21 protein-coding genes are annotated in these 25,177 nt (G+C 74.7%); 10 read left to right on the top strand and 11 right to left on the bottom strand.

Features of this window, described 5'->3' with window-relative positions; translation table 11 throughout:
• Positions 1 to 38: 38 nt before the first annotated feature.
• From ACIBTV_RS00590 to ACIBTV_RS00570, 5 genes are all read right to left on the bottom strand, one after another.
• On the bottom strand, positions 39 to 731 hold the full coding sequence (locus tag ACIBTV_RS00590; RefSeq protein WP_396700930.1) for an NUDIX hydrolase: 693 nt from the start codon (positions 729 to 731) through the stop codon (positions 39 to 41).
• Positions 728 to 1,354 (bottom strand): TlpA family protein disulfide reductase, encoded by a 627-nt coding sequence (locus ACIBTV_RS00585; protein WP_396700928.1) that lies wholly within the window; start codon positions 1,352 to 1,354, stop codon positions 728 to 730. The genes ACIBTV_RS00590 and ACIBTV_RS00585 overlap by 4 nt, the downstream gene beginning before the upstream one ends.
• Positions 1,351 to 2,139, bottom strand: a complete 789-nt coding sequence (gene nth, locus ACIBTV_RS00580; protein ID WP_396700926.1) for an endonuclease III — start codon at positions 2,137 to 2,139, stop codon at positions 1,351 to 1,353. Before nth ends, ACIBTV_RS00585 begins: the two co-directional genes overlap by 4 nt.
• Positions 2,140 to 2,200: 61 nt before the next feature.
• Complete coding sequence (locus ACIBTV_RS00575) at positions 2,201 to 3,370, bottom strand: CapA family protein (RefSeq protein WP_396700924.1); 1,170 nt, start codon at positions 3,368 to 3,370, stop codon at positions 2,201 to 2,203.
• Positions 3,371 to 3,426: 56 nt separating this feature from the next.
• Positions 3,427 to 4,089 carry an adenosylcobinamide amidohydrolase gene (locus ACIBTV_RS00570; RefSeq protein ID WP_396700922.1) on the bottom strand — a complete coding sequence of 221 codons (663 nt, stop codon included), beginning with the start codon at positions 4,087 to 4,089 and terminating at the stop codon, positions 3,427 to 3,429.
• A gap of 228 nt (positions 4,090 to 4,317) precedes the next feature.
• Between ACIBTV_RS00570 and ACIBTV_RS00565 the strand changes: the two genes are divergently transcribed.
• From ACIBTV_RS00565 to ACIBTV_RS00525, 9 genes are all read left to right on the top strand, one after another.
• Positions 4,318 to 4,995 (top strand): Crp/Fnr family transcriptional regulator, encoded by a 678-nt coding sequence (locus ACIBTV_RS00565; protein WP_007466162.1) that lies wholly within the window; start codon positions 4,318 to 4,320, stop codon positions 4,993 to 4,995.
• Between the two features lie 185 nt (positions 4,996 to 5,180).
• Positions 5,181 to 5,924 (top strand): metallophosphoesterase family protein, encoded by a 744-nt coding sequence (locus ACIBTV_RS00560; RefSeq protein ID WP_396700919.1) that lies wholly within the window; start codon positions 5,181 to 5,183, stop codon positions 5,922 to 5,924.
• Between the two features lie 579 nt (positions 5,925 to 6,503).
• A complete protein-coding gene (locus ACIBTV_RS00555; RefSeq protein ID WP_396700917.1) occupies positions 6,504 to 7,109 on the top strand; it encodes a TetR/AcrR family transcriptional regulator in 606 nt (201 codons plus the stop codon).
• A 39-nt stretch (positions 7,110 to 7,148) separates the two neighbouring features.
• On the top strand, positions 7,149 to 7,949 hold the full coding sequence (locus tag ACIBTV_RS00550) for a TIGR03084 family metal-binding protein (protein WP_396700915.1): 801 nt from the start codon (positions 7,149 to 7,151) through the stop codon (positions 7,947 to 7,949).
• Positions 7,946 to 9,628, top strand: a complete 1,683-nt coding sequence (locus tag ACIBTV_RS00545) for an acyclic terpene utilization AtuA family protein (RefSeq protein WP_396700913.1) — start codon at positions 7,946 to 7,948, stop codon at positions 9,626 to 9,628. Before ACIBTV_RS00550 ends, ACIBTV_RS00545 begins: the two co-directional genes overlap by 4 nt.
• Entirely contained in the window at positions 9,625 to 10,797 is a 1,173-nt protein-coding gene (locus ACIBTV_RS00540) for an acyl-CoA dehydrogenase family protein (protein ID WP_396700911.1), read from the top strand. Before ACIBTV_RS00545 ends, ACIBTV_RS00540 begins: the two co-directional genes overlap by 4 nt.
• Complete coding sequence (locus tag ACIBTV_RS00535) at positions 10,794 to 12,395, top strand: acyl-CoA carboxylase subunit beta (RefSeq protein ID WP_396700909.1); 1,602 nt, start codon at positions 10,794 to 10,796, stop codon at positions 12,393 to 12,395. The genes ACIBTV_RS00540 and ACIBTV_RS00535 overlap by 4 nt, the downstream gene beginning before the upstream one ends.
• A gap of 15 nt (positions 12,396 to 12,410) precedes the next feature.
• Positions 12,411 to 14,468 carry a biotin carboxylase N-terminal domain-containing protein gene (locus ACIBTV_RS00530; protein WP_396700907.1) on the top strand — a complete coding sequence of 686 codons (2,058 nt, stop codon included), beginning with the start codon at positions 12,411 to 12,413 and terminating at the stop codon, positions 14,466 to 14,468.
• Positions 14,465 to 15,628, top strand: coding sequence for an acyl-CoA dehydrogenase family protein (locus ACIBTV_RS00525; protein WP_396700905.1), 1,164 nt, complete (start codon positions 14,465 to 14,467; stop codon positions 15,626 to 15,628). The genes ACIBTV_RS00530 and ACIBTV_RS00525 overlap by 4 nt, the downstream gene beginning before the upstream one ends.
• Before the next feature lie 30 nt (positions 15,629 to 15,658).
• Here the strand turns inward: ACIBTV_RS00525 and ACIBTV_RS00520 are convergent, their stop codons facing one another.
• Both ACIBTV_RS00520 and ACIBTV_RS00515 read right to left on the bottom strand, forming a co-directional pair.
• Positions 15,659 to 16,795, bottom strand: a complete 1,137-nt coding sequence (locus ACIBTV_RS00520; RefSeq protein WP_396700903.1) for a hypothetical protein — start codon at positions 16,793 to 16,795, stop codon at positions 15,659 to 15,661.
• The gene (locus ACIBTV_RS00515; RefSeq protein ID WP_396700901.1) at positions 16,792 to 17,733 is read right to left on the bottom strand and encodes a transporter substrate-binding domain-containing protein; all 942 of its coding nucleotides are present in this window, start codon (positions 17,731 to 17,733) and stop codon (positions 16,792 to 16,794) included. Before ACIBTV_RS00515 ends, ACIBTV_RS00520 begins: the two co-directional genes overlap by 4 nt.
• Before the next feature lie 378 nt (positions 17,734 to 18,111).
• Here ACIBTV_RS00515 and ACIBTV_RS00510 point away from each other — a divergent pair, with 378 nt between their 5' ends.
• Positions 18,112 to 18,459: a hypothetical protein gene (locus ACIBTV_RS00510; RefSeq protein ID WP_396700899.1), complete on the top strand. Its 348-nt coding sequence runs from the start codon at positions 18,112 to 18,114 to the stop codon at positions 18,457 to 18,459.
• Here ACIBTV_RS00510 and ACIBTV_RS00505 read toward each other — a convergent pair.
• From ACIBTV_RS00505 to ACIBTV_RS00490, 4 genes are all read right to left on the bottom strand, one after another.
• On the bottom strand, positions 18,446 to 19,978 hold the full coding sequence (locus tag ACIBTV_RS00505) for a serine/threonine-protein kinase (protein WP_396700897.1): 1,533 nt from the start codon (positions 19,976 to 19,978) through the stop codon (positions 18,446 to 18,448). The two genes, ACIBTV_RS00510 and ACIBTV_RS00505, sit on opposite strands and share 14 nt — an antisense overlap.
• A 30-nt stretch (positions 19,979 to 20,008) precedes the next feature.
• Positions 20,009 to 20,524 carry a hypothetical protein gene (locus tag ACIBTV_RS00500; protein WP_396700895.1) on the bottom strand — a complete coding sequence of 172 codons (516 nt, stop codon included), beginning with the start codon at positions 20,522 to 20,524 and terminating at the stop codon, positions 20,009 to 20,011.
• 109 nt (positions 20,525 to 20,633) lie between these two features.
• Complete coding sequence (locus ACIBTV_RS00495; RefSeq protein ID WP_396700893.1) at positions 20,634 to 24,227, bottom strand: adenylate/guanylate cyclase domain-containing protein; 3,594 nt, start codon at positions 24,225 to 24,227, stop codon at positions 20,634 to 20,636.
• Positions 24,224 to 25,060 (bottom strand): MBL fold metallo-hydrolase, encoded by an 837-nt coding sequence (locus ACIBTV_RS00490; RefSeq protein WP_396700891.1) that lies wholly within the window; start codon positions 25,058 to 25,060, stop codon positions 24,224 to 24,226. Before ACIBTV_RS00490 ends, ACIBTV_RS00495 begins: the two co-directional genes overlap by 4 nt.
• Positions 25,061 to 25,177 lie beyond the last annotated feature (117 nt).

The raw sequence follows: 25,177 nt of genomic DNA, 5'->3' as shown, positions 1-25,177 counted from the left end.
CGCCGGATGACCATCGCTTGCGGAAGGTGACCGTGCGGTCAGCGGACGGGCGCCTCGTCGACCTCGTCGGTTCCGGCGGAGGGCGCCGGCGAGGCACCGGTCGGCGGCAGGTCCACGAGCCGCCCCGGCGCCCAGGGACGGGACCAGCCGCCCATGTCGAGCAGCGCGGAGAGCACGCCGGCGGTGAATCCCCAGACCAGCATCCCGCGGGCGGCGAAGGCCGGGCCGACCCAACCGCTCGGATGGCGTACGCGGACCCGGTTCGCCGGATCGACCAGCTCCTCGATCGGCAGCCGGGCCACGTGCGCCACCTCGGCCGGTTCGCAGGGGCGCACCGGGTGCGGGGCGTGCCACCAGGCGAGAATCGGGGTCACCACGAACTCGCTCACCGGGATCCAGAGCTTCGGCAGCTCGGCCAGCACGGTCACGCTTCCCGGGTCGAGGCCGACCTCCTCGTTCGCCTCCCGTAGGGCGGTCGCCGACGCGTCGGCATCCTCCGGGTCGGCCGCGCCGCCCGGGAAGGCGGGCTGGCCGGCGTGGGTGCGCAGGGTCGCGGCCCGCTGGAGGATCAGCACGTCCGGCCCGGTGTCGGCCTGCTCGCCGAGGAGCACGAGGACGGCGCTCTCCCGGCCTCCGCTCTCGGGCGTGGTCAGTCGGGTGAAGTCCTCGGCCCGGGCGGTGCCGACCCGCGCCAGCAGGGTCGCCATCCAGGCCGGTGGTTGCCGGGTCACGCCGACACCGCCACCCCGAGGTGCTCGCGCACCAGCGCGTCGAGGCGGGCGTCGTCCAGCGCCCCCGACGTGTCGACGTGCCGGACCCGCCCCTGCCCGTCGACGAAGACGGTGAGCGGGATGGCGTTGCGGTTGAGGGCCCGCTGCAACGCCTCGCCCTGGTCGATCAGCATCGGGAAACGGACGCCGAAGTCCTCGCCGATGGACTGGGCCGAGTCGCGGGCGTCCCGGGTGTTCACCCCGATCACCTGGAGCCGGCCGGAGGCCCGCTCGTGGAGCCGCTGGAAGGCGGGCAGCTCCTTGCGGCACGGCGGGCACCAGGAGGCCCAGAGGTTGATGACCGCCGGCCCTCGGACGTCCCGCAGGGCGACCGGCGCGCCGCCGGTGAAGCAGGAGAGCGTCAATTCCGGCAGCGGGTCGGCGGCGGCGCCCTTCGACGGCGCGGTGGTGGGTCCGGCCTTCGACGGCGCGGTGGTCAGCGCGGCGCAGTCGTCGAACGGCGACGGCCGGCTCGCCGCACCGGGGCGGGCGGGTGCCGGCGCCTCCGGGTCGGTGGTGGTGCAGCCCGCCGCGGCGGCGAGCAGCAGCGGCAGGAGCAGGAGCGTGGCGAGTCGGCGGGTCACGGCACCTCCGCGGCGACGGCCTGGGCCGGCACCAGCTCCGGGTCGACCCCGGCGGCGACCGCCAGGTCACGGGCGCGGGGCCCCTTGAGGAGCTTGGCGGCGAGCGCCGGATCGGTGGGCCCGGTGCCGTAGGACGGGCACAGCTTGGCCAGCGTGCAGGCCCCGCAGGCCGGCTTGCGGGCGTGGCAGACCCGCCGGCCGTGGAAGATCACCCGGTGCGAGAGCATCGTCCAGTCGCGCTTCTCGTAGAGCGCCCCGACGGCGTGCTCGATCTTGACCGGGTCGGTCTCGGCGGTCAGCCGCCAGCGGTGGACCAGCCGCTGGAAGTGGGTGTCGACGGTGATCCCGGGGACGTCGAAGGCGTTGCCGAGGATGACGTTGGCGGTCTTGCGGCCGATGCCGGGCAGCGTCACGAGGTCGGCGAGCTTGGCGGGCACCCGCCCGTCGTAGCGCTCGACCAGCGCCCGCCCCAGCTTGATCAACGAGTCGGTCTTGTTCCGGAAGAAGCCGGTCGGCCGGATCAGCGTCTCCAGCTCGGTCCGGTCGGCACCGGCGTAGTCGGCCGCCGTCCGGTAGCGGGCGAAGAGCGTCGGGGTGACCTCGTTGATCTTCTTGTCGGTGCTCTGCGCGGAGAGGATCGTGGCGACAGCCAACTCCAGGGCGTTGGAGTGGTCCAGCTCGCAGTGCGCGTCGGGGTGCGTCTCGGTCAGCACCCGACCGATCCGCCGGGCACGGCGCTTGAGGCCGAGGGCCGTCTCGGTGGCGTCGGAGGAGCTACTGGTCACGCGGGCCAGCCTACGTCGCCACTGCGACGGCGTCGGCGGCTGTGGCGCGCTGCCGGGCGGATCAGCCGGCCGAGGCGGGGCTGATCTTCCCGGTGTCGTCGAGGCGGGCCCCGGTCTGTGGGAAGTCGGCGCGGGTGACCTCCCGGACCAGGCCCAGGCCGCGGTCGCCCTCGTCCATGGTCGGCTTGCCGGCGCTGTTCATGTACGTCGAGGTGAACGAGCCGCCGGCCCAGCTGCCGTCGGGGTGCAGCGACACCTTGAGCACCCCGCCCCAGCCGAGGCGGCCGTCGTTGCTCAGTGAGTTGCCGCCGCCGGCGAAGTTCCCCAGGCTGTACGCGATCAGCCGCCCCTTGTAGAACTCCATCCCGCGCAGCACGTGCGGCCCGTGCCCGACGATCAGGTCCGCCCCGGCGTCGATCATCGCCTTGGAGAACTTGACCGGATCGCCCCGGTTCTCACCGAGAAACAGCTCGGTGCCCGGCCGCACCCGGGTCTTGTCCGCCCCCTCGCCGCCCATGTGCACCTGCACGACCACCAGGTCCGCCATGGTGGCCGCCTTGGCGATCACCTGCTTGGCCGCCGCGATGTCGACCAGGCTGTTGGACCAGACGTACGACGAGAAGCCCGCGACCGCGACCTTCACGCCCTTCACCTCGACCACGGTGATCTGGTCGGGGGCGCCGGTGTGTGCCAGGTCGTAGCGCTCCAGGGCCTTCTGGGTGTTCTCGTAGCCCTTCGGGCCGTAGTCGTAGCCGTGGTTGTTGGCCTGGTTGAGCAGGTCGAAGCCGGCGTCGCGCAGGTGGGCCGCGTACTCGGGCGGGGCTCGGAACTGGAAGCAACGGGTGGCGTTGGCACCGCACTTGCCGGTGCCGGTGTCCACCGTCAGCGGCTCTTCGAGGTTGCCCATCACCAGGTCGGCCGCGAGCGCCTTCTTGACCGAGTCGAAGAAGCCCTTGCCGCCGTTGGCGGGCAGCCGGCTTGGGGCGTTGCCCATGATGATGTCGCCGGTCGCGGAGAGCGTGATCGCGTCACCCCCGGCCTCCGGGGCGGCGCTCTCCGACGGGGCGTCGGTGATCGGGGCGCCGGTGCCGCCGCCACCCGCCCCGGGCTGCCAGACCGGCGCCTCGCCGGGCGCGGCGCAGCCGGCCGCGAGCAGGGCGAAGAGCGCGACCAGCGCGAGGGCGGTGGCTCGACGGCGCGGGCGCGGCGGAGGAGAGGCGGGAGCGTACATCGCCCGCGACCCTACCGGGGTGAAAACGCCGCGACGAGGGCCGATCGGCTGGAAGTTCAGCCGTTCAGGCGCTCCGACCAGGGCACCACCGGCCCGGCGCCGCCGGCGAGGACGGCCGCATGCACCGCGCGGGCGAGCGGGGCGCCCCAGGCCGAGCGCGGACCCCCGTAGGCGAACTCCGGCCCCTCGGCGGGGCAGAGCACGGTCACCGCGTCCGTCGGGGTGCCGGTGGCCGCCAACCCCAGCTCCACGATCGCCTGGGCCTTCGCCTCCGTGGCGGTGGCCACCGCGTTGACCAGGGCGGCGTCGCTGAGCCGCGCCGGCACGTACCCGACGATGTTGACCGTGCCGACCCGCTGCCCGGGCGCCTGCTCGGCGGGCGCGGCGGCCTGGACCGGGGTGCCGAGGCCGACGGTGGCCCACACGCGCACGCCGGCGTCCGTCCGGCTCACCACCTCGGCGACGTCGACGCCGGTCAGCAGACCCACGCCGGGTCCGTCGAGGCCGAGGCCGCCGGCGATCTCGGCGAGGTGGTCGGTGGGGTCCTCCCGGGCGTACGACATGGGCACCGTCGCGTTCAACACCCATCGGCGTACACCGATCCCGCCGCCCAGCGGGCCAGAGCTCACGGAGCGTAGCGGTGTGGTTGCTCGCCAGATCAGCGCGGGCAGGTCCAGCCCGTCCTCCCGACGGCTGGTCAGCAGGGGCTCCGTCAACACGCCGGTGACCCTACGGCCCGCGGAAACTCCCCCACCAGGGGCACCACCCGCCCCCGCGGGGACGGCGATGTCACCGACTGTAGGGATCGGTCGGGTTACACCCAACGATCACGTTTCCAGGGGCCACCTCTGATTACCGCTCACGTGCGCCTAGACTTGTCGGCGCGCGAGGGACCAGCGGACGGCGGACCCGGCCGACGGACGGCAACGCGCAACCGGAGGTGCGCGATGGACGAGGTACTGGCCCGCAGCGGGATCTTCCAGGGTGTCGACCCGGAGGCTGCCGAGGCGCTCGCCAAGGAGATGGAGACGATCGAGGTCCGCAAGGGCGAGATCGTCTTCAACGAGGGCGAGCCCGGTGACAGTCTCTATATCCTGCTGTCCGGCAAGATCAAGGTTGGCCGCCGGGCGGCGGACGGCCGACAGAACCTGATCGCGGTGATGGGCCCGTCGGACATGGTCGGCGAGCTGTCGCTCTTCGACCCCGGCCCGCGGACGGCGACCGCCACCGCGGTGACCGACACCCGTCTGGTCCGGCTGCGCAAGCAGGCGCTCCGCCCGTGGCTGAACAACCGCCCCGAGATCGCCGAGCAGCTGCTGCGGGTGCTCGCCCGTCGCCTGCGCCGGACCAACGACTCGCTGGCCGACCTGATCTTCACGGACGTGCCCGGTCGTGTGGCGAAGAACCTGCTCCAGATGGCCGGCCGGTTCGGCACCCGGGACGGCGGAGTCCTGCGGGTGACCCACGACCTGACCCAGGAGGAGATCGCCCAGCTCGTCGGCGCCTCTCGGGAGACCGTGAACAAGGCGCTGGCCGACTTCGCGTCGCGCGGTTGGCTGCGCCTGGACGGCAAGAGCATCATCATCCTCGACCCGGAGCGCCTCGCCCGCCGCGCCCGCGTCTGAGCCGACCGTCGGGCACGATCCCCGACCCCGGCGCTTGACCGGCCCGGACCGTCCCACGGTCCGGGCCGTTCGCCGTTCCGGCCGGCCCCGCCGAGCACCTCGACGCGGCCCGTGGTGGGCGGCGGGGCGTCTGCCGTCCGCAGAATCGCTGGACCGGGAGGCCGCGCGGGCAGGATCGTGGAGCGATGCCGAACCGAGTCGCGGTCCTCTCCGACATCCACGGCGTACTGCCCGCGCTGGAGGCCGTCCTGGCCGAACCGGAGGTCGCCGCCGCCGACCTGATCGTGCTCACCGGCGACATCGCCGCCGGGCCGCAGCCGGTGCAGGTGCTGGACCTGCTCGCCGATCTCGGTGACCGGGTCCGCTGGGTCCGGGGCAACGCCGACCGGGAACTGGTGCAGGCACGGGCCGGGAAGCCCGCTCCGATCGAGGTGTCGAACTGGGCCGCCGGCGAGCTCCGCGACGACCAGGTGGCCCGGCTCGCGACACTGCCGCTGACGGTGACCCTGGACGTCGACGGCCTCGGCCCGGTGCTCTTCTGCCACGCCACCCCGCGCGACGACGAGGAGGTCGTGCTGGTCGACACACGGGTCGAACGCTGGGCGGAGGTCCTCGCCGATGTCCCCGGCGAGGTCCGCACGATCGTCTGCGGGCACACCCACATGCCCTTCGCCCGGCTCGTCAACCGGCGCTTGGTGGTCAATCCCGGCAGCGTCGGCATGCCGTACGGCGGCCCGGGCGCACACTGGGCGCTGCTCGGCCCCGGTGTGCAGCTGCGCCGCACCGACTTCGACGTGGACGCGGCCTGCGCCCGGGTAACCGCCGAGTCGACCTTCCCGGACGCGGCCGGGTTCGCGGACGAGTACCTGCGCTCCCGCCACAGCGACACCGACGCCCTCGCCGTCTTCGCCCCCCGCGACGGCCGCTGACCCCACCCCAACCCCGCACCACGGCCCACCGGCCCGGCGCATGGACCGGGCCGCCGGGCCGCCGGGCCGCCCGGCCGCCCGGCCGCCCGGCCGCCCGGCCGACACTGAGCCGGGTCGGCCGGCCAGGGCGAGGCCGCCGGGGAGAGGCGACGTGAGGATGCCCCTCGTCGTCCTGTCGAGCTGCCCCAGATCTGGGGCAGCTCGACAGCGCCCCAGGCTGTGGATGAGCGGAGGCGCCCGCCGGCGGCCCAGAAGGTCGCCGGGGGGCGGAGGCCGGGACACCCCCACTGCTGATCACGTCAGCAGGAACGGGACTGGCGGCAGCCACGAGACGCCTCGCACGCGGGACACGGCCACAAGGCGGACACGGCCACAGGGCGGACACGGCCACAGGGCGGACACGGCCACAGGGCGGACACGGCACCAAGATGTCTGATGTTGTCCCATCCACTCGCCTCGGAAGCAACAACATCACCGAAGTTGCGCGGATCATGACGGGCCGCACCGGCGGCGGGCGGCGGGCGGCGGGCGGAAAAAGTCAGGCTTGACTGTTTGTTTCGGCACCGGCACGCTGTCCCCGTGCCCGCCGCATCGACCCGCGTCCCTCAACAGGAGCGCAGCCGCGCCACTCAGGCCCGGCTCCTGGAGGCGACCGTCGAGTGCCTGATCGAGCACGGCTGGGCCGGCACCACGACGACCCTGGTCGCCGCGCGGGCCGGCGTCTCGCGCGGGGCTCAGCTGCACCACTACCCGACGAAGGCCGCGCTGGTCACCGCGGCCGTCGACCATCTGGCGGAGCGTCGGGCGACCGAGCTGCGTACGGAGGCGGAGGCGTTGCCGGCCGGCCCGCAGCGGCTCGACCGGGTCGTGGACCTGCTCGGGGCGGCCTTCACCGGGCCGCTCTTCGTCGCCGCGATCGAGCTGTGGGTCGCCGCGCGCACCGACCCGGAGCTGCGGGCCGCCCTGGTGCCCCTGGAGGCACGGGTCGGCCGGGAGATGCACCGGCTCACCGTCGCGCTGCTCGGCGTCGACGAGAGCCGCCCCGGCGTCCGGGAGGCGGTGCAGGCCACCCTGGACCTGCTCCGCGGGCTGGGCGTCGCCAACCTGCTCACCGACGACTCGGCACGCCGCACCGCCCTGCTGACCACCTGGAAGCGCCAGCTCGCCACGCTCCTCACCCCCTGACCGGCCCGCTCGCGCCGGCACGCCCCGACCGGAGGCACCATGGTCGACCTGACCGACCTGCTCGCGGATCTGGCCGACGAGTCCGAGGGGCTGGACGCGCTGGTCCGCCCCCTGCCGGCGGCCGACTGGGCGCGACCCACCCCGGCACCGGGCTGGAGCATCGCCCACCAGATCGCCCACCTCGCCTGGACCGACCACGTGGCGCTGCTGGCGGCCACCGACCCGGCCGCCTTCTTCGCCTCGGTCACCTCCGCGCCCGACCCGGCGCGGCTGGTCGACCACGGCGCTGAGGAGTTTCTCGCGGCGCCACCCGACCTGCTCGCCCGGTGGCGCGACGGCCGCCGGGCGCTCGCCGCGGCCCTCGCCGCCGTGCCCGCCGGCGAGAAGCTGCCCTGGTACGGCACCCGCATGTCGCCCGCCTCGATGGCCACCGCCCGGCTCATGGAGACCTGGGCGCACGGCGAGGACGTGGCCGACGCGCTGGGCGTCCGCCGGCCGGACAGCGGGCGGCTCCGGCACGTCGCGCACCTCGGTGTGCGTACGCTCGGCCACGGCTTCGCCGCCCACGACCGCGACGTGCCGACCGCGCCGGTGCGGGTCGACCTCACCGGGCCCGACGGTGACACCTGGAGCTGGGGTCCCGCGGACGCCGCGGACCGGGTCACCGGCCCGGCGCGGGACTTCTGCCTGCTGGTCACCCAGCGCGCGCACCGGGCCGACCTGACGCTGACCGCCACCGGGCCGGTGGCCGACGAGTGGCTGGACGTGGCGCAGGCGTTCGCCGGCCCGCCCGGCACCGGCCGCCCACCGCGGGCCACCTCGGACGGGGTGCCGGCATGATCCGCGTCGGCAACGCCTCCGGCTTCTACGGGGACCGGTTCACGGCGTGGCGGGAGATGCTCGACGGTGGCGAGCTGGACGTGCTGACCGGTGACTACCTGGCCGAGTTGACCATGATGATCCTCGGTCGGGACCGGGCGCGCGACGCGGAGCTGGGCTACGCGCGGACGTTCCTGCGCCAGCTGGAGGGCTGCCTGGGGACGGCCCTAAACCGGGGCGTCCGGATCGTGACGAACGCGGGCGGGCTGAACCCGGCCGGGCTGGCCGCCGCGATCGGCGCGCTCGCCGAGCGGCTCGGCCTGACCGTCCGGGTCGGGTACGTCGAGGGTGACGCGCTGCCGCGCCCCGACGCGCTCACCGCCAACGCCTACCTGGGCGCGTTCGGGATCGCCGCCTGCCTCGACGACGGGGCCGACGTGGTGGTCACCGGCCGGGTCACCGACGCGTCGCTGGTGGTGGGGCCGGCGATCGCCCGGTACGGCTGGGGGCGCGACGACCTCGACGCGCTCGCCGGGGCGACCGTCGCCGGTCACCTGGTCGAGTGCGGCGCACAGGTCACCGGCGGCAACTTCAGCTTCTTCACCGAGCTGCCGGACGGCGGCCACCGTCCCGGCTTCCCCATCGCCGAAGTGCACGCCGACGGCTCCTCGGTGATCACCAAGCACCCGGGCACCGGGGGGGCGGTGACCGTGGAGACCGTCACCGCACAGCTGCTGTACGAGGTGGGTGGGCCGGCGTACCTGGGCCCGGACGTGGTGACCCGGCTGGACACGGTGACGCTGCGCGCGGACGGGCCGGACCGGGTCCACGTCAGCGGGGTCCGGGGCACGCCCCCGCCACCCACCCTCAAGGTCGGTGTCACCAACCTGGGCGGCTTCCGCAACACGATGACCTTCGTCCTCTGCGGTCTGGACATCCCCGCCAAGGCGGCGCTGGTCCGGCGGCAACTGACGGACGCGGTGGGCACCGAGGGGCTGGAATTCACCCTGGCCCGCACCGACCACGCCGACGCGGTCGACACCGAGGCGGCGAGCGCGCTGCTGCACGTACACCTGCGGGACGGGGACAGGGCACGGGCCGGGCGGGCCTTCTCGGCGGCCGCGGTGGAGCTGGCGCTGGCCTCCTACCCCGGCTGCACGCTGACCACGCCGCCGGGCGACGCCACGCCGTACGGCGTGTTCACGGCCGAGGCGGTGCCGCAGGAGGCGGTGCCGCACGTGGCGGTGCTGCCCTCCGGCGAGCGCGTAGCGGTCGCCCCACCGACCCGCACCGAACCCGCCGCGTCGGACGGCTCGGCCGATGTGGCGCCGCCGGTCGACGACGCCGGTCGGCCGACCCGGCGGGGGGCCCTGGGTGAGCTGGTCGGCGCCCGCTCCGGGGACAAGGGCGGCGACGCCAACCTGGGCGTCTGGGCGCGCACCGAGGCGGGCTACGACTGGCTGCGCGGATGGCTGACCGCCGCGCGGCTCGCCGAGCTGCTGCCGGAGACGGCGCCGCTGATGGTGCGCCGCTACGAACTGCCGAACCTGCGGGCGGTGAACTTCGTGATCGAGGGGCTGCTCGGCCCCGGGGTGGCCGGGTCCACCCGGTTCGACCCGCAGGCGAAGGCGCTCGGGGAGCTGCTCCGGTCGCGCCTCGTCGACCTGCCCGCCGACCTGACGACGGAGGCCGGGCGATGACGATCGTGGACACCCCGGAGCGCCGGCAGCTGCGCGAGCTGACCCGAACGTTCGTCACGCGGGAGGTGCTGCCGCACCTGGACGACTGGGAGCGGGCCGGCGAGGTGCCCCGGCAGGTACACGCCACCGCCGCGAAGGTGGGCCTGCTCGGCATCGGCTTCCCCGAGTCGGTCGGCGGCAGCGGCGGCGACCTGCTCGACTCGATCATCGTGACCGAGGAGATCATCCGCTCCGGCGGCTCGTCCGGGCTGGTCGCCGCGCTCTTCACCCACGGCATCGCGCTGCCGCACATGGTGGCGGCGGCGGGCGGTGGCCGAGCCGGTGCGGCCACCGCCGGGGGGAGCGACCTGATCGAGCGGTACGTCCGGCCGACGCTCGCCGGGACACTCATCGGCGCGCTGGCGATCACCGAACCGGACGGCGGCTCGGACGTCGCCGGGATCCGCACCACCGCCCGCCGCGACGGCGACCACTACGTGGTGAACGGGTCGAAGACGTACATCACCAGCGGCGTCCGGGCCGACTTCGTGACCACGGCCGTCTGCACCGACTTCCCGGGCAGCGGCGCGCTCAGCCTGCTGGTGATCGACAAGGGGACGCCCGGCTTCACCGTGGGGCGGCGGCTGGAGAAGCTGGGCTGGCACTGCTCGGACACGGCCGAGCTGTCCTTCGTCGACGTGCGGGTCCCGGTGACGAACCGGATCGGCGAGGAGGACACCGGCTTCCTGGCGATCATGCAGAACTTCGCCGCGGAGCGGCTGTCGCTGGCCACCCAGGCGTACGCGACCGCGCAGCGCAGCGTCGAGCTGGCCGTGCGCTGGTGCCGGGACCGGTCCACGTTCGGCCGTCCGCTGGCCGGTCGGCAGCTCATCCGGCACCGGCTCGCCGAGATGCACACGCGCGCCGAGGCGGCCAGGGCGTACGTGCACCAGGTGGCGGCCCGGGTCGCGGCCGGCGAGCCGGTGGTGACCGAGGTGGCGATGGCGAAGAACGTCGCGGTGGCGGCCTGCGCCGAGGTGGTCGACCAGGCGCTCCAACTGCACGGCGGCTACGGCTACCTGCGCGACGCCGAGGTGGAGCGGCACTACCGGGACTCGCGCATCCTCGGCATCGGCGGCGGCACCACGGAGATCATGAACGAGATCATCGCGAAGGGAATCGGGCTGTGACCACGTTGGACAGCACGCTCGACCCGTCCTCCCCGGCGTACGCGGAGAACCGTGCGGCGCTGCTCGACCGGCTGGCGGAGCTGGACGCGGCGCTGGACCAGGCCCGGGCCGGCGGCGGCGGGAAGTACGTGGGCCGGCACCACGCGCGCGGCAAGCTGCTGCCCCGGGAGCGCATCGAGCTGCTGCTCGACCCGGACAGCCCGTTCCTGGAGCTGTCGCCGGTGGCCGCGTACGGCACGGACTTCCCGGTCGGCGCCAGCGTGGTGACCGGCATCGGCGTGGTCGAGGGCGTGGAGTGCCTGGTCGTGGCGAACGACCCGACCGTACGCGGCGGCGCGGTGAACCCGTGGTCGCTGGCGAAGACCCGGCGGGCCGGCGAGATCGCGCTCGCGAACCGGCTCCCCATGGTCAACCTGGTCGAGTCGGCGGGCGCGGACCTGCCCACCCAGGCGGAGATCTTCATCCCCGGCGGGCGGGTCTTCCGCGACCTGACCCGACTGTCGGCGGCGAAGATCCCCACGGTCAGCGTGGTCTTCGGCAACGCCACGGCGGGTGGGGCGTACGTGCCGGGCATGTCCGACCACGTGATCATGATCCGGGAGCGGTCGCAGGTCTACCTGGCCGGTCCGCCGCTGGTGAAGATGGCGACCGGCGAGGTCACCGACGACGAGTCGCTCGGCGGCGCGGCGATGCACGCCTCGACGTCGGGGCTCGCCGACCACCTGGCGACCGACGAACGGGACGGGATCCGGCTGGCCCGGCAGTGCGTACGCCGGTTGAACTGGCGCAAGCAGGGCCCGCCGCCGCGCAACCCGGCGCCGCAGCCACCGAAGTACGACCCGGAGGAGCTGCTCGGCATCGCCAGCGCCGACCTGAAGGTGCCGTTCGACCCGCGTGAGGTGCTGGCCCGGGTGCTGGACGGCAGCGAGTTCGACGAATTCAAGCCGGGTTACGGCAGTGCCCTGGTGACCGGTTGGGGCGAACTGCACGGCTACCCGGTCGGCGTGCTCGCCAACGCGCGAGGGGTGCTGTTCAGCGAGGAGGCGCAGAAGGCGGCGCAGTTCATCCAGCTCGCCAACGCCGCCGACACCCCGCTGGTGTTCCTGCAGAACACGACGGGCTACATGGTCGGCACCGAGTACGAGCAGCGCGGCATCATCAAGCACGGCGCCCTGATGATCAACGCGGTGTCGAACTCGACGGTGCCGCACCTGACGGTCAACCTCGGCGCCTCGTACGGGGCGGGCAACTACGGGATGTGCGGCCGGGCGTACGAGCCGAGGTTCCTGTTCACCTGGCCGAACGCCAAGTCGGCGGTGATGGGCCCCGCCCAGCTGGCCGGGGTGCTGTCCATCGTGGCCCGGCAGGCGGCGAAGGCGCGGGGGCGGGACTACGACGAGGAGTCCGACGCCGCGATGCGGATGATGGTCGAGCAGCAGATCGAGTCGCAGTCCGGCGCGCTCTTCCTCTCCGGTCGCCTCTACGACGACGGCGTGATCGATCCCCGGGACACCCGGACCGTCCTCGGTCTCTGCCTGTCGGCGATCCACAACGCACCGGTGAGGGGCGCCGACGGCTTCGGCGTCTTCCGGATGTAGGTAGGGAGCGCACTCATGATCACTCGTCTGCTCGTCGCCAACCGGGGCGAGATCGCCCGGCGGATCTTCGCCACCTGCCGGTCGCTCGGCGTCGAGACGGTGGCCGTGCACTCCGACACGGACGCCGACGCGCCATTCGTCGCCGAGGCCGACCGGGCGGTCCGGCTGCCCGGCAACGCGCCCGGCGAGACGTACCTGCGACCGGACCTGATCCTGGACGCGGCCCGGCGGACCGGCGCGGACGCCGTGCACCCCGGCTACGGTTTCCTCGCCGAGAACGCCGGGTTCGCCACGGCGGTGACCGATGCCGGGCTGACCTGGGTCGGGCCGTCGGCCAAGGCGATCGCCGCGATGGGCGACAAGATGGCGGCGAAGGCGCTGCTCGCCGAAGCCGGCGTGCCGATGCTGCCGAGCTGGACCGACCCCTCCGAGATCACCGGGTTCCCGGTGCTGGTGAAGGCGTCAGCCGGCGGCGGTGGCCGGGGCATGCGGGTGGTGCGGGACCCCGCCGACCTGGCCGGGGCCGTCGCCTCCGCGCGACGCGAGGCGGCCGCCGCGTTCGGCGACGGAACCGTCTTCATCGAGCGGTACGTGGAGCGCGGCCGGCACGTCGAGGTGCAGATCATCGGTGACACGCAGGGCACGGTGGCCGCCCTCGGCGTGCGGGAGTGCTCGATCCAGCGCCGGCACCAGAAGATCGTCGAGGAGGCGCCCGGCGTGCTCCCGTCCGGGGTGCGGGAGCGGCTGCACGAGGCGGCGGTCGCCGCGGGCCGGGCGGTCGACTATGTGGGCGCCGGCACGGTCGAGTTCCTGCTCGCGCCCGACGGGGCGATCCACTTCCTGGAGATGAACACCCGGCTCCAGGTCGAGCACCCGGTCACCGAGCTGACCGCCGACGGCGACCTGGACCTGGTCCGGCTCCAACTGCTGGTCGCCGAGGGCGGGGCGCTGCCGGAGCACCTGCGCGGCCGGGTGCCGGTGCGCGGCTACGCCATCGAGGTGCGGCTCTGCGCCGAGGATCCGGCCGAGGGCTTCCGCCCGGCGACCGGGACGCTGCACCGCTTCGCCGTGCCCGGCGTGGCGCGCGAGTTCGGGAACCTGGCCCGGGCCGGGTTGCGGCTCGACTCCGGTGTCGTGGACGGGTCGGTGGTCGGCGTGCACTACGACTCGATGCTCGCCAAGCTGATCGCCTGGGCGCCGACCCGCGCCGAGGCGGCCCGCGCCCTCGCCGGCGCGCTGGCTCGGGCCGAGCTGCACGGGGTGGCCACGAACCGGGACCTGCTGGTCCGGGTGCTGCGCAGCCCCGACTTCGGCGCCGTCGAGATCGACACCGGGTTCCTGGACCAACATCCCGAGGTCTTCGAGCCGCTGGTGCCGGCCGACCGGGTGCCGCTGTTCGCGCTGGCGGCCGCGCTGGCGTCGGCGGCGGCCCGCCCGTCGGCGGCAACGGTGCTCGCCGGTCTGCCGTCCGGCTGGCGGAACGTTCCCGCGTTCCCGCAGCGCACCCGCTTCACCGGCACGACCGGTGCGGTCGAGGTCCGCTACCGGCTGGACCGGACCGGCGGGCTCGCCGAGTGGTCGGTGCGGCCGTGCGCCGACGGCTGGACGGGCGACGACCCTCGCGGTGCCGCCGCAGCCACGCCCGACGGCTCCGACCCGGGCGGGCCGGGCGCGGTGGCGCCGGTGTCGGCGGCACCGGACCGGGTGGTGCTGGACGTCGACGGGGTACGCCAGCCGTTCCGGGTGCACCGGGTGGGCGCGGCCGTCCACGTGGACGGCCCGGACGGCTCGGTGAGCCTGACCGAGCTGCCGCGCTTCCCCGAGCCCACCGCCGCGCTGGCCGTCGGTTCGCTGGTGGCTCCGCTGCCCGGGACGGTGTCCCGGCTGCACGTGAGCACCGGGCAGCGGGTCGCCGCCGGTGACCTGCTGCTCACCCTGGAGGCCATGAAACTGGAGCACCCGGTGCTCGCCCCGATCGACGGCGTGGTCGCCGAGCTGCCGATGCCGGCCGGCGGGCAGGTCGACGCCGGAGCCGTGCTGGCCGTGGTCAACCCCGAGGAGGACCCGCGATGAACGTCGACCTCAATCCCGAGCAGGAACAGCTCCGCGACGCCGTACGGGCGCTCGGCCGCCGGTACGGGCACGACTACTTCGTGGCGAAGGCCAAGTCCGGCGGCCACACCACCGAGCTGTGGTCGGAGGCGGGGCGACTCGGCTACCTGGGTGTCAACATCCCCACCGAGTACGGCGGCGGGGGCGGCGGGATCACCGACCTGGCCATCGTCTGCGAGGAGCTGGCGGCGGCCGGCTGCCCGCTGCTGCTGCTCGTGGTCTCCCCCGCCATCGCCGCGACCGTCATCAACCGGCACGGCACCGAGGCGCAGCGCAAGCGGTACCTGCCGGGCCTCGCCGACGGCTCCCAGAAGATCGTCTTCGCGATCACCGAGCCGGAGGCCGGCTCGAACTTCCACCGGCTCGGCACGGTGGCCCGCCGCGACGGCGACGACTGGTTGGTGTCCGGTCGCAAGTGCTACATCTCGGGCGTGGACGAGGCGGACCACGTTCTGGTGGTGGCCCGCACCGAAGACTCGTCTACCGGCAAGCTGAAGCCGGCGCTGTTCGTCGTGCCGACCGACGCGCCCGGGCTGACCCGGTCCAAGCTGGATATGGAGATCGTGTCGCCGGAGAACCAGTTCCTGCTCTACCTCGACGACGTCCGGCTGCCCGCCGACGCGCTGGTCGGCGAGTCGGTGGACGCCGGACTGCCGGCGCTCTTCGCCGGGCTCAACCCGGAGCGCATCACGGTCGCCGCGATGGGCGCCGGCACCGGCCGGTACGCGATCGAGCGCGCCTCGTCGTACACCGCGACCCGGACGGTGTGGGGCGGCCGGTCCATCGGCTCCCACCAGGGCGTCTCCCACCCGCTGGCGCACGCGGCGGTGCAGGTCGAGCTGGCCCGCCTGATGATCTACAAGGCGGCCACCCTCTACGACGCCGGCCGGGACCTGGAGGCCGGGGTGGCCGGCAACATGGCCAAGTACGCCGCCGGTGAGGCCGCCGCGCTGGCCGTGGACACCGCCGTGCAGGCCCTCGGCGGCGCGGGCATGACCACCGAGTACGGCGTCGCCACCCTGCTCGGGGCCGTCCGCGCCGGCCGGATCGCCCCGGTCAGCCGCGAGATGATCCTCAACTTCGTGGCTCAGCACGTGCTTGGTCAGGAGAAGTCCTACTGATTCCGGGGTCGCGCGCCCGGGGCACGGGTGTCAGCGGCAGGCGGCGTCGATGCGGTGGATCGGCCGGACCCGCCGGCCCATCCCCTCCAGCAGCGAGTCCTCGACGTGGAAGTCGTGGATCCGCAGCCGGTGCCGGGGCAGTTCCTGCTCGCTCGGGCAGAGCACCTGGGCGCGCACCAGCCCGACCGGCACGTACCGCACGCCGCCCTGCTCCTGAAGAATCACCATGTTCACGTCGTCCGTGGTGACGACGTGGCCGCGTACGTCCTCGGTCGGGCCGGTCTCCGTGCCGACGGTGGTGACGGTCAGCGGCAGCACGGGCGTGCTGATCACCGGCAGCGCGGCCCACACCAGCATGGCCAGCACGGCGACCTCGGTGACCGAGGCGAGCGGCCGGATCACCGCACCGGGCAGCGGCCCGGAGATGCCCAGGGCGAGCACGGGCGGCGCCGCGAGCAGCACGAGGGCCAGCACCTCCCCCTGCCGCGCGGCGTCACGCAGCGTGGGCAGCAACAGCCACGCGTACGCGCCGAGCAGCACCACGACCAGCAGCACCCGCGCGCTGACCCGCTCGTGCAACTGGCGCGGGCTGAGTTGGAAGGCGGCGACGAACGCCGGGATGAGCAGCGGCAGGTAGAGCAGCGGCCAGGTGACCAGGGCGAGCAGGAAGCTCGCCACGACCAGCCAGGCGGGGGTGATCTCCGCCCAGCGGGTGAAGAGGGGGCGGCGCCGGGTGTGCGGCGGCAGCCGGTCCACGGCGGCCCCGAGCACCGCCCCGAGCGCGAAGACCGCCACCAGTCCGGTCGAGAGCAGCCGGGCGGCCGTGGTGAGGAAGCCGGCGAGCAGGTTGACCGGGCCGACGTTCGCCACCAGCAGCAGGGTCGTCTGCAACTCGCCGCCGGCCTCGACGCCGAGCCGGAGCACCGAGAAGAGAGCGGGCACGGCGACCACCGCCGTCCAGAAGGACTGGCTGGCCCGCGCCCGCCGCTCGGCGAGGTCACGTCCGCCGGGCCGGGACGGGCCACGTTCGTACCAGGCCATCGGCTCGTGGCCCGCGCCCTGCCCGATCGCAGCGCGGGCGGCCGGAGGGGCGCCGACCGGGGCGCCGGGGCGGACCGGGCCGGCGGCGTCCGGGCCCCCGGCGGCGGTGGTCGGCGACGCGCTCACCGCCGGGGCGCCTTGTCGTCGAAGTCCACCAGCTTCGGGACGTCCAGCGGCTGCGGCTGCCGCTTCTCGGCGGGCAGCCACGGGCCGAGGGTCCGGTTGTACGCGGTCTGCCACGGGCTGGCCTGCCCGTCCCGCCCCTGCCGGTAGCTCTTGTCCAGGAAGTACGCGACGAGGTCCCGCAGGGCCGGGTCGCCGATCGGCACGCCCACGCCGAGCAGCTCGCTCGTGCCGAAGGGCATGTCGACGATCTGGAACTCGGTGGGGAACCGGGCGAGGAAGCCGGCCAGGATCGTCTCGTCGGAGCTGACCGCGTCGTAGCGGCCGGCGCGGATGCCGGCCACGCAGTCGCCGACGTCCTTCACCACGAGCGCCCGCACCTGGTGCTTCTCCAGCTCCGCCTCGGTGGTCGAACCTCCGCTGGTGCAGATCTTGTAGGCCGGGTCGCGGAGGTCCTCGATGGTGCGGACGCGGTCCCTGAGCCGGATCGGCACCATCACCTCCTGCGTCGTCACGAAGTACGGGCCGGCGAAGCTGACCAGCTTCTTGCGCTCCTCGGTGATCGAGAAGCTGGAGACGACCAGGTCGACCGTGCCGCCCTGGAGCGCGGGGATGCGGTCCTCGGTGGACACCGAGACGAACTCCAGCCGCTGGTCGCCCTCGTAGCCGAGGGAGGCGGCGATGTAGCGGGCGATCTCGACGTCGAAACCGACGTGAGCGCCGTTGTGCAGCTCGCCCATCATCGGCTCGTTGGTGGCCACGCCGATCCGCAGCTTCGACTGGCCGTAGATGTGCGTTTCGCGCAACTTCTCCTGCACCGACGGGAGGTCCGGCTCCTGCCGACTGTCGCAGCCGGCCGCCGCGGCCAGGGCCAGTGTCGACGCGACGGCGAGGGTCGCCACGACGGAGCGGAGGTGGGCGCGGGACGGGTGTGCGTTCATCGGCGACCTCGCTGACGCATGCAGCCTGCGGGACACCGAGCGTAACCAGCCGGGTCCATTCCCGTGGTGATCGTCGCGGCGGACTCACCGGGCGGGCCGAGCCGAGGTGCGGCGGGCGCCCGATCGCCTGCCGCACCTCGGGGTCCTCGTCGGACGGTGCGCCGCCGCCGGTGCGGCCCGGGTGAGCCGGGATCGGCGGCGTGGTTCGACTTCCGTCACTCTAGGGATCGAGGGGGATGTGCGCGGCCCGTAAGACACCGGTTTCGGGGTCAATCCACTGACCGATGTAACGATTTCGTCGTCGCTGACGCCACCACGAGCCTACCGTGGAACGGTTGACAGCCGCGCCCATGGGGACATGCTGGACGGGTGAACCGGTTGACCAGGCCAGACGCGCGGACGGTGGCGGTCGTCGCCGCCGTGGCCGCCCTCGCACTGCTGGTGACGCTCGCCGTCTGGCGGCGGCACGACTTCCTGGGCGTGCTGCTGGCTCTGCTGTGCGTCCTGCTCGCGACGATCGCCGGAGTCTCGGTGGCCGCCGCCCGGCAGGCGGACGAGTCGACGACGGACGGCCCCGCGGTGCCCGGCCAGCCGGCCGCCGGTCCGCTCGCCGTCGACGCGGACACTCTGGACGCCCTGGACAGCCGCGACGCGCTCCGCGCGGTGCGCGACCGGCGACACACCACGGGACGGTTCGAGGACCGCGACCGGCTCAGCGACCGGTGAGGGTCGGCCCGGTCAACGCGTCGACCCCCCGCCCGGCCAGGCAGCGGAACGTGCGGTCGACGTTGCCCTCGACCGGTGGCAGCACCTCCAGGCGCCAGCCCGTCGGGGCGTCGATGCCGGTGGTCAGCCGGAACGTCTCGACGCCGCACACCTGCTGGACGGCGGGCGCGGCACTCACCTCGGCGTAGCCGGCACCGACAAGGGAGACCGGCAACAGACCTTCGGCGTAGGTCTCCCAGGTGTGCCGGCCGTCGCAGGAGACCCGAGCCGCCTCGGCACGTGTGCCGCGCACCCGTACCGGCCCGAAGCACTCCAGTTCGGGGAGGCACCGGGCGCCGCCGGGCAGGACGGCGGTCGCACCGGATTCGGTGGTGCAGCCGGGCAGCATCCCGCCGGCCGTGCCGGCGGCCGCCTGACTCACCGAAGGGGACGGGCCGGGCGTCGGGTTGCCCCCGGCCACCCAGGCTCCGGCGGTGGCCGCCCCGGCCAGCGCGAGCACCCCGGCGCCGCCGAGGAACCAGCGCCGACGCCACCACCGGCTGCCCTCGCCGCGGGTCGGGCTGGGCAGGGTGGGGTGGGCGTCATCCGTCGAGGTGCGGGGCGCCGGCCGGACGGCGTGGCCGGTGGCGTACGGGCCGCCGGAGCCGGCGGGGCCGCCGCTGACCGGAGCGCCGCTGACCGGTGCGGTGGTCGGCTCGATCGGCAACGCGGAGAGCATCCCGAGCAGCTCGACGGCGGAGGGTCGGTCGCCCGGGTCGTTGGCCATCCCCGCGCGCAGCACGTCGACCAGCTCGTCGGGCACTCCCGGCAGCCCGGGGATGGGCTGGTTGAACATCTCCAGCACGGTCACGAGGCTCGGGTTGCGCTCGGACTGCCAGCGCGGCGGCCGGCCGTGCATCACGGCGTAGAGCGTGGCGCAGAGGGCGTAGACGTCGACCGCGGGCGACGGCGGGCTGTGGCTGAACATCTCGGGCGGCGCGTAGGCCGGCGTCAACACCTCGAGGGTGACCGAGGCGTCGCGCACCTCGGCCAGCACGGCGAGCCCGAAGTCGGCGAGCACCGCCGAGTTGAAGTGCGAGTAGAGAATGTTGGCCGGCTTCACGTCCCGGTGGAGCACACCGGCCGCGTGCGAGTGGGCCAGCGCGTCGGCGATCTTGATGCCGAGGTCGCGGGCCTCCGCCGCGCCGAGCGGCGAGGTCCGCATCCGCTCCGCGTACGACCCGTCGCAGAGCTCCATGATCAGGTAGGGGTGCTGGTCGACCGTCACCCCGACGTCGAACAGGTCGACCACGTGCGGGTGGGACGACATCCGGCCCGCCGCCCGCGCCTCGCGCAGGAACCGGGCCTGGTCGCGCTCGCTGTCCAGCGTGCGGTTCTCCACCTTGACCGCGACCTCGCGGCCCACCGAGATCTGCGTGGCTTGGTAGACGGTCGCGTAGCCACCTCGGGCAAAGACCCGCAAATCGGTTAGACCAGGCACAATGGGGACCGGCAGGCCGCCGGACGGGGTGTCGGTCACCGCTCGAAAATACCGAACCGGGCTGACGGCTCAGCGCACCGCATCGACGGTGGGCGCCGTGCCACCGGCCCCGGAGCCGTCGCCGGCACCCCGATCCACCGCCGCCGAGGCGGCGTCCCCGGCCGGCGCGGCGCCACCATCGGACCCGGCCCGACGGGCGTCCCACCACAGCCCGAGCGCCGTGGCCACGGCACCCGCGCCCTCCCACGCGGCGACGCCGAAGAACCGGCCCGGCGCGATGTCGGCGAGCACCGCGATGCTGAAGACCGTGAAGGTGACCAGCCGGAACACCACCGTGAAGCGGTAGAACGCGCGCCACTCGGTGGCGGTGGCCAGCAGGTAGTAGACGCCCATGTTGAACGACGCCATCGACGAGGCGAGCAGGAAGGTGCCGGTGTGGTCGCCCGGCGCGCGGGTGGCCGGCACCTCGAAGCCCAGCGACCGCAGCATCGCCTCCGGCCAGAGCAGCCCGACCGCGCCCATGACCAGCGCGAGCACGCCGAAGACCGCCATCGTCCAGCCCGCGACCGTACGCGGCAGCTTCATCTCGGCCCTCCCCAGGCACCGAAGGCCCCCCTCGCTGGACGGCCCCATCGACGCCGACACGCTAACCGCGCATCGACCGGGATGCCATCGGCGAAACCGGCAGAACCGTTCAGGGGTTGGCGATCCGGTTGCGCAGCGCCTCGGCCGCGTACCGCTCGCTGCGCTGCTCGGTCGCGTACGCCAGCCGGACCGCCTCCTCCGCGCTGGCCAGCGCCTCGTCCGGGTGCCCGCACGCGGCGAGCGCCTCGGCCAGCACGCCGGCCGCGATCACCTGACTGCGCACGTCCTCCGCCGGGGCGGACACCGCCCGCCGGGCCCAGTCCAACGCCTGGTCGCGCTGCCCGTGGGCGAGCAACGCCGACGCGTACCGGGCCCACGTCTGGCGGCGGGAGAAGAGCAGCGAGGAGGTGTTCGCCGCGGCCGTCGCCACCGGGGCGAGCAGCCCCACCGCGGTCGCCGAGTCACCGGCCGCCAGCCGGGCGGTCGCCAGCAGCACGCGGGGCGCCACCTGGACCGGCGCCTGCGGGTTGTGCGGCTCGACCGCGGTGAGCACCGCCCGGGCCTCCCGCTCGGCGGCGGCCACGTCGCCCAGGTCCAGTGCCACGAAGCCGCGCAACGTGCCGGCCATCCCGGTCAGCAGCGGGTGGGCGGTGCGGCACACGTACGTCGTCGCGTCGGCCAGCAGGTCGGCGGCGTGCTCCGGCTCGCCCAGCCCGCGCGCCACGACGGCCCGTACCACCAGCGCGAAGCCGCGTCCCCAGTCGTCGGACGCGGCGGCGAACTCCCGGTACGCGCGGCGCGCCTCCCGGTCGGCGTCGGCCAGCTCGCCCAGCTCGGCGGCGGCGAACGCCTCGACCGCGCGCAGCGTGCCCACCGCCCACGCCTCGCCGACCCGCTCACCGAAGGGCAGGAAGACCCGCGCCAGCCGGCACGCCTCGCCCAGCCGACCGGCGAGCAGCCGGGCGAAGGCCGTGGTGCCGCGCAGCCAGGCCCGCCCGTACGGGTCCTTCGACTCGGCGAAGAGCCGCGCGGCCCGGCCCAGCACCGCGTCGGTGCCGGCGAAGTCCCCTCGGGTGGTGGTCACCCAGGCCAGGTTCTGCAACGACCACGCCTGCCCGCGGCGGTCCTGCGCGGCGAGACTGACCTGGTAGGCCCCCGCGAGCCGGCTGCTGGCCTGGCTCAGCCGCCCGGCCACGAAGTCGGCCATGCCGAGCCGGCGCATCGCCGTGGCGCCGAGCGTGGGCAGGTTGCCGGCGTTCGCCACCTGCAACGCCTCCTGCCAGGCGGCCACCGCGCGGGTCTGGTCGCCGGTCGTCTGGTGGGCCTGCCCGGCCAGCAGCAGGGCGCTGGCCCGGGTGGACTCGTCGCCCGCGTTGGCGGCGATCTTCTCGGCGAACGCGAGGGCGTCGGTCACCCGGCCGACCTGGAGGAGGGCCCGGGCGTGCACCACCTGGTCGGCGGCGGGCACGCCGTCGGGCGTCAGCTCGGCGGCGCGTTCGGCGTAGTCGACGGCGAGCACCGGCTCACCCGCCGTGAGGGACCGGCGGGCGGCCCGGCCGAGCGCGGCGACGCCGAGCGGGACGACGGCACGGGCGGGCGCGTCCGGGCGCAGGTTCATCGCGTCGGCGAGCGCGGCGGCCCGCTCGACGTGCTCGGCGACGAAGTCGTCCCGGTCGGCCTCGGTGAACCCGCCGGTCGTGGTGGGCGCCGCGTCGCCCTCCGCCGGCTCCGGGGCCGCCCAGCGGGCCAGCGCCGCGTGGCGTTCGGCCAGCTCGGCCTTGCTGACCCCGGTGTACGCGGCCTCCCGCATGAGCGGGGTGGCGAAGGCGTAACCGGTGCGGGTGCGGTGCAGCATGCGCCGTTGCAGCAGCTCGTCGACGGCCCGTTCCAGCTCGACCGCGGCGACCGCCGCCGGCCGGCCGGCCGACCCGGTTCGCTGTTCCCGCAGCGCCTCCAGCGCGCCCGTCGGCACGGTGTCACCCACCACGGCCGCGTCGCGCAGCACGGACCGGGGGTCCGGCGGCAGCGCGTCGATGCGGGCGGCGAGGACGGCGGCGAGGTCCCGGGAGAGCAGCCGACTGCCCAGCGAGCCCGGGGCGAGCCGCCAACCGACGTCGGCGCCCCGACCCGGTCCGGCGGTCAGCGCCCCCCGCTCCATCAAGAGGGTGACCAGCTCGGCCAGGTAGAACGGGTTGCCCTGGGCGGTGGCGAGCAGCCGGTCGCCGTCGGTCTGGGGCAACCGGCCGCCGCCGAGGTAACTGGTCAGCAGCCGGGACGCGTCGGCGCCGCGCAGCGGCGGCAGCGCGTGCACCTCGGCGTCGGCGACGCGGGTCAGGGTGCCGGCCGTCCGGACCAGCTCGGGGCGGCCGAGCAGCAGCACCAGCACCGGGCCGGTGAGCCGGGACAGGGTCGTGCCGAGCGCGCGGATGGTCTCGGCGGTCGCGTCGTGCAGGTCGTCGACGATCATCACCAGCGGCGCCTCCACGGCGAGCGCGCTGAGCAGGTCGGCGACCGCGTTGGGCACCGCCTCGGCGTCGGCCGGCGGGGCGCCGGTGCCGCTCCACTCGCCGTTGTCGGTGCCGCCGTGCGCGGGCAGCTCGGCGTAGCCGAGCAGGGCGAGGAGCTGGTCGGTGGCGATCGGCACCTGCTCGCTCCCACCGCGGGCGAGCCGCTGGCCGAGGCGGCGCAGCCGCTCCTCGACCGCCGGGCGGGTGAGCGCGGTGGACGAGTCGTGGGGCAGGCCGACCGCGGCCCGGACCAGGTCGGCCAGCGGGGCGAGCCGGCGCCGCTCGCCGAACGCGGCGCAGCGCACCGAGAGCACCCGGGCGCCGGTGTGCGCGGCGTACCGGCCGGCGCCGACGTCGTAGCCGGCGGCGAGGCGCTCCACCTCCGCGGCGAAGCGGCTCTTGCCGATGCCCGCCTCGGCGGTCATCAGCAGCACCCGCGGTTCACCCCGGTCGATGACCTCGGCGAGGCGACCGGCGACCCGCCCGATCTCGGTCTCCCGACCCACGAAGGGCGCCTCGTCACCGAGACCGGACCGGGTGCCCGGCGCGTCCAGGAGACCGAGCAGTTCGTACGCCTCGACCGGCTCCCGCTTGCCCTTGAGCCGCAGCGGTCGCAGCGCCCGCCAGGAGGCGACGTGCCGGGTGGCGGCGGAGGTCCTGGCTCCGGCGTACACGGCGCCGACGGCGGCGGCGTCGGCCAGCCGGGCGGCGGTGTTGACCGTGTCGCCGATGACCGTGTACTCGATCGCGGCCTGGATCCCGGCGATCACGTCGCCGGTGTTGAGCCCGACCCGCAGGCCGAGGGGGGCACCGCCGCCGCGCTCGTCGTCGAGCACCCGGCGCACCGCCCGCTGCATGGAGAGCGCGGCGCGCACCGCCCGCTCGGCGTCGTCCTCGTGCGCCACGGGGGCGCCGAAGACCGCCATGATGCCGTCGCCGGTCAGCTTGTCGACGTGGCCCCCGAACGTCTTCACCGCGCCCGCGAGGGCGGCGAGCACCCGGTCGGTGACCGCGCCGACCCGCTCGGGGTCCAGGTCCTCCGACCAGGAGGTGAAGTCGGAGAGGTCGCCGAAGAGCACCGTCACCACCCGGCGTTCGGCGGCCGGCAGCATCGCCGCGGCCGGCAGCGCGGAACCACAGTTGTGGCAGAACCGCGCGCCGGGGACGGCGACGGTTCCACACACCGGGCAGGTCACGGCTGATCCAACTCCGTACCCCCGGGCGCGGATTCCCGGATCTCCACCCCGAGGTGTTCCAGTTGCGCCCGTACCGACCATTCGGCGGCCCACCAGAGGGACCGGTCCACGTCGGCGTAGACCGCCGCGACGACCTCGGCCGGGGTGCCGGCGCCCGCCGCCACGGCGGCCCGGACCTGGTCCAGCCGGGCCCGCCGGTGGGCCAGGTAGAAGTCGGCCGCCGCACCGCAGTCGGCCAGCGCCGGGCCGTGGCCGGGCAGCGCCGGGATCCCGCGGTACGTGGAGAGCAGCTCCAGGCTGCTCAGGTAGTCGCCGAGGTGCCCGTCCGGGTGGGCGACGACGGTCGTGCCCCGCCCGAGGATCGTGTCGCCGGTGAGCACCACCCGCTCGTCGCCGTGCGCCACGAGGAAGCAGACCGAGTCGGCGGTGTGACCCGGGGTGTTCAGCAGTCGGATCTCCAGGCCGAGGCCGCCGAAGTGCTCGCCCGGCGCGGTCAGCGGCTCACCGCCGATGGTGTGCGCCGGGTCGGCGGCGAGGACGCGCGCACCCCCGATCAGCTCACTCAACCGCGGCGCGCCCGCGGTGTGGTCGGGATGGCCGTGAGTGATCAACACCAGCGCCACCGGCCCGTGGGCGGTGATCGCGGCGAGGTGCGCCTCGTCCGCCGGGCCCGGGTCGACGACGATCGCGTGCTCCGCGCCGGGGGCACGGAGCAGCCAGGTGTTGGTGCCGTCGAGGGTCATCGGGCCCGGGTTCGGCGCGCGCAGCAGCGTCACCCAGGCCGGCAGCTGGTCGGCGAGCGCCGCCGCCGGCGCGGTCACGTGCCCCGTCATGGCTGCGATCGTACGGCCCCGCCCGCCGCTCCCCACGATCTTGCGGCTACCGCGCAGGGCTTTGTGCCTGTTCACGGCTTTCACCCCGGAGTACGAGGCCGGATCGCGGGGAGCGGG

The organism is Micromonospora sp. NPDC049366 (genome assembly GCF_044466625.1).
Classification (GTDB): domain Bacteria; phylum Actinomycetota; class Actinomycetes; order Mycobacteriales; family Micromonosporaceae; genus Micromonospora.
This window is presented reverse-complemented; position numbering and strand designations above follow the sequence as displayed.